Annotated in this window: 3 protein-coding genes; 1 reads left to right on the top strand and 2 read right to left on the bottom strand. The window is 66.1% G+C overall.

The window, feature by feature from the left end; all coding sequences use genetic code 11:
- Both EA346_RS00600 and EA346_RS00595 read right to left on the bottom strand, forming a co-directional pair.
- The coding region (locus tag EA346_RS00600; protein WP_296754309.1) for a hybrid sensor histidine kinase/response regulator at positions 1-736 on the bottom strand (736 nt) is incomplete at its 3' end.
- Positions 737-898: 162 nt separating this feature from the next.
- Complete coding sequence (locus EA346_RS00595; protein ID WP_296754307.1) at positions 899-2,227, bottom strand: ethylbenzene dehydrogenase-related protein; 1,329 nt, start codon at positions 2,225-2,227, stop codon at positions 899-901.
- A 702-nt stretch (positions 2,228-2,929) separates the two neighbouring features.
- Between EA346_RS00595 and EA346_RS00590 the strand changes: the two genes are divergently transcribed.
- Complete coding sequence (locus EA346_RS00590; RefSeq protein ID WP_296754312.1) at positions 2,930-4,042, top strand: META domain-containing protein; 1,113 nt, start codon at positions 2,930-2,932, stop codon at positions 4,040-4,042.
- The last annotated feature ends 102 nt before the right edge of the window (positions 4,043-4,144 follow it).

The following is a 4,144-nucleotide window of genomic DNA, read 5'->3' as shown; positions in this document are numbered from 1 at the left end:
TACGTCCAGGGTGATGCGACTCAGATCCGCCATGGCATGGCTCCAGCCGTGAGATCGGCGGCCAATCGTCGAAGACTCGAATGGCCTCGGCCCCCAACATCGTGAGCAGCAGGCGCATACCCTCGGCGATGTCCCGATTGTCATCCGCCACCAGAACGCGACACGGCGCCGGGAGGACACTAAGCTCCGTTGCCCTGTCCGCCGGCTGCGCCGCCGCAACCGAACACAGCGGCAGCGAAACGGTGAAGGTGGCCCCGGATCCTAGGCCCTCACTCTCGGCACGGACCGTACCGCCGTGCATCTCGAGCAGGCCCCGCACCAAAGAAAGGCCAATGCCCAGACCGCCGTCCACCCCAGGCTCGGCCTGCGAGAACATCTCGAAGATGTGGTCGAGCCGGTTACGCGGGATGCCCTGCCCATCGTCCTGCACCTGAATCTCGACCCGCTCCCCCGCGGGATCACACGAAGGTCGATGCGGCCGCCCGCCTCGGTGAACTTGGCCGCGTTGTTCTGCAGGTTCGCGACGACCTGCACCAGCACCCGGTCGCCCTCGACCGCCAGCGGCTCCGGGGGCACGCTGACGGTGACCTTCCGACCATCCTGGCTCCAGACCGCGGGCGCTCATTTCCAGCGCGGCCTTGACAATGTCCGCCAGATCTAGCCGCTCTTTGTGCAACTTGATCTTGCCGCGACTGATACGAGAGACGTCCAGCAGGTCGTCGACCAGACGGACCACATGGCCCGCCTTGGGCCGTGGTCATCGTGGCGGCCATGGGCGGTGCGGGGCTCGCGGTGCTGGCGTAAACGGGAGATCGTCCGCCACGACGAGGAATGTCCCCGCCCGCTGACCCTGAACCTGCGCGCCGGCGCTGCCGACACCGGCGCGCAATGCTCGGTCCTAGCGCTCCAGCAGCTGGATCTCCTCGGCGATGATGAAGCCGCGCAGATCCTCCGCGACGTGCTGGTCGTGGATGCTCACCTCGCCCGAGCGCACCTGTTCGGCACCGGGATGGTCACTGTGCAACCACTGCCAGGTGGCCTGGCCAGGGTACATCACCGGCAGTTCGGTCCACCGCAGCGCATCGCCTTCCGCGGTGGCGATATCGTCAACCCGGACGGCGACGATGTCGGCCTCGTCCACGCCGACGCCGAGGGTCTGCGGCAGCGACACCTGGTGCCAGCGCGCCCCCACCTGGCCGGTATGCACGGCAAAGGCGACGTTGTAGAGACCACCCTCCTCCAGGCCCTTGCTGTCCTTCGGGTTCGGTGCCTCCAGGCTTCGGGTCAGACGAATCCGCCAGGCGCCGTCCTCGTAGCCGCCCTCGGCGGCGATGGCGCCCCGGCTGCCGGAGGGCGCGCGCAGGAAGCGCTGCGGGATCACGTCACCCACCTGCCAGTCGTGCTCGGGGTCGAAGGCCACCGAGTTGTTCTCGGAAATGAAATAGGGGTCATCCTGCCCGTACTCGCGGTTGACCAGCCGCTCCCAGTTCAGGGCGCGCTTGCCGGTGACTTCGGGATCGAGCATGTACGCCGGCTGGCCGGCATCGTCGTCCCAGTTGGTGGTGAACATGCCGCGGCCCTCGGACGACAGGCGGTAGTGGAGGACATAGCCGTTGTCGGCAACGCCCATCGGGTGACTGCGGTGGGCGCGCCACTGCCACAGGTCCAGGAAGACACCGTCATCCTGGAGGGCATCCAACTCGTCATCGTCGCGGATCGCGTCCCAGGACATCTCGGCGGGTTCCTCCGTGGTGCGCGACTGCGGGATGTATTTGCGCACGTCGCTGCGGCCCAGCGCCTCGCCCAGCTTCGGGTGGGCGCGTACCGCGTCGGCGTCCACTGCCGACGTCAGCGCCCGCATGCCGTCGTGGGCGGTCATCCAGCCGCCGTAGCGGTTGAAGCCGTCAATGCTGCCGTCGTCCAGAAGCATCGAGATGCGGTCTTCGTAGAGGCCGTGCTCGTCGGGACCAAAACCGCTCCCGTATCGCTTCCACTCGCCATCGCCTTGGTAGACCCAGTACTGGTGGTACCAGCTCGGGTCGTCGGTGGCGTACTCGTAGTGGATGCGGAACTGCTCGTTGTCGTAGGTCGCGGCCACCCGCAGGGTGCCGTGGTCGAGGTCGGCGCCGGGGATGTAAACGTTACGCTCCGGGTCGACCAGCAAGGGTTCGCCGGCCATGGCCAGCAAGGGCAGAGCGACGGCGGTGGCGATCAGGGTTCGGCGCATGGTTCTCTCCTGAGTGGCTCATTTGAGGGAAACCAAAGTAACAAATCCGGTGTGGTCTCTGCCAGCTTCGGCATGCCAGGGCGCTGCACAGTTCCCGGTGGCAGGAACCCGAGAGCCCCGCTCTCACGGATGAACCTCGATGCGGCCGATGGTCCCCGTATCGGCACCGAACCATAGGGTCTCGGTCATGGCCCGCCGCCATATCCGCGCCATTTCAGGCGGGCGGTCAGCCGGTATCCTGCCGTGTGCTCCAGTGAATAGCGTCCGGGGTTAGATGAGGACGAGGGCGTCAGCGGAACAGCGCGCTCCAGGCGGCGCCCGACTTTCTGTAACGGGAAGGGTTCGCAGGTTCCCTTTTTTGTCTTCAGGTGATCAAGGATCGTCGGAATGACGACTGGATCCTCGATACAGGCGATGGGTCGCACCACCTTGCAGCAGGCTGGGAGATCTCGATGTCGGTCCCAAAGACCGGTTCCGAACTTCAGGTTTACGTCCGACTCCAGCCACTCTCCCATCACCGCTGACTGGCAGCTCCGGGTCGGCTGGAGACAACGATTACCGGTGGTGGTACGGCTCGTAACGACGCGGACACCTCGTTGGCGACGACAAGGGCATAAAAGCCAGAGGACATGCCGTTGGGCCTGCTCCGGCCGTGAGCCAACGGCCATTCCCAACCATAGCCGCCATGGCTATGAGACCTTGATGCTTGACATACGGGGGGCGCAAAAAGACGCTATCCTGATGACCGATAATCGCAGAGGACATGACATGCGAACCTTGATTTTCGCGGCGGCTGCGGTCGCGGCCCTCACCGCCGCTGCCCCGCTGGCCGCCGACCGTGGCGCTCACGGTCTGACCCTGCCCGCCACCTTCTCGGGCGTCCTGCCCTGCGCCGACTGCCCGGGCATCCGGCACCACCTCGATGTCTGGCCCGACCAGGGCTACGTTCTGCGCCGCGAATACCTCGACCGGGATCTCGTCGTCGACGAAACGGGCCGCTGGCACGTCGATCCCACCCGCGATGCGCTGGTCCTGCGCGGCTCGGGCGGGGCCATGTCGGAATGGCGCATTGATGCGAACGAGGCATTGCACCTGCTTGACCAGGAGGGCGAGTCGATCGAGTCCGAGCTCAACTACACGCTCGAAACCGGGCCGCTCGACCCAACCGACGCCGCCCTCCCCCTTTCGGGCATGCTCGTCTATTTCGCCGACGCTGCGGTCTTTACCGAATGCCTCACCGGCCAGACCTTTCCGGTGATGATGGAAGAGGACTATCTGGCGCTGGAACGGGCCTACCTGGAAGACCGGCCCGCTCCAGCCGCACCGCTTCTTGTGCGTGTCGAGGGCACAATCACCGAACGTGAGCAGATGGAGGGTCCGCCGCGCCGCTCACTCGTGGTGTCGCGGTTCCACCACGTCACGCCCGACGCCGGCTGCGCCGCTGCGCGCGCCACGCCGGAGCTCACCAACACCTACTGGCGGCTCACCCATCTCGACGGCATGCCGGTCAACCGGCTCGCCGGCCGGACCGAGCCGCATCTGCTGTTTCTGGAAGGCGAACGTTCGGGGGTCAGCGGCACGATCGGATGCAACATCTTCCGCGGCGGTTTCGAACGCACAGACCACACGCTGCAGTTCTCGCAGTTCGCGACCACGATGATGGCCTGCCCGCCGGGTGTGGATTTCCTCGAAGCGGCATTCAGCCGGGCACTCGGGGACACGCAGGGGTTCGAGATCGTCGGCCAGACCCTCCGGCTGATGGGCGAGGACAGCAGCGAGACGGCACGGCTGCGCGCGGTCTACACACCGTTCTAACTTTCATGGCGCCTGGCAACCACCCCCGACCATGAAAAAAGCGTAGGGCGGAAGAGGGCGAAGCCCGTCATCCGCCATCCGGCGCCAGGGTAGCCGCGTGCT

Origin of the sequence: Thioalkalivibrio sp. (genome assembly GCF_007692535.1) — a bacterium.
In the GTDB taxonomy this organism is placed as follows: Bacteria; Pseudomonadota; Gammaproteobacteria; order Ectothiorhodospirales; family Ectothiorhodospiraceae; genus Thioalkalivibrio.
This window is presented reverse-complemented; position numbering and strand designations above follow the sequence as displayed.

Excerpts from the sequence above, each read along its gene's own strand:
- EA346_RS00590 (WP_296754312.1), top strand. The coding sequence starts at position 2,930 with ATGCTTGACATACGGGGGGCGCAAAAAGACGCTATCCTGATGACCGAT.
- EA346_RS00595 (WP_296754307.1), bottom strand. The coding sequence starts at position 2,227 with ATGCGCCGAACCCTGATCGCCACCGCCGTCGCTCTGCCCTTGCTGGCC.